Origin of the sequence: Haloprofundus marisrubri, assembly GCF_001469955.1 — an archaeon.
GTDB lineage: Archaea > Halobacteriota > Halobacteria > Halobacteriales > Haloferacaceae > Haloprofundus > Haloprofundus marisrubri.
The window spans coordinates 1-202 of record NZ_LOPU01000027.1 but is presented as its reverse complement, the minus strand read 5'-3'; the positions used below and the strand labels follow the sequence as shown (position 1 = coordinate 202).

The 202-nt window shown below is 60.4% G+C and carries 1 rRNA gene; it reads left to right on the top strand.

What is annotated here, in order from left to right:
• Window positions 1-202: ribosomal RNA gene (locus tag AUR64_RS10395) — 16S ribosomal RNA — on the top strand; the annotation flags it as partial.

Below are 202 nucleotides of genomic sequence, written 5' to 3'. Positions count from 1 at the left end.
ATTGAGAGGAGGTGCATGGCCGCCGTCAGCTCGTACCGTGAGGCGTCCTGTTAAGTCAGGCAACGAGCGAGACCCGCACTCTTAATTGCCAGCAGCAGCTCCGGCTGGCTGGGTACATTAAGAGGACTGCCGTGGCTAACACGGAGGAAGGAACGGGCAACGGTAGGTCAGTATGCCCCGAATGTGCTGGGCAACACGCGGG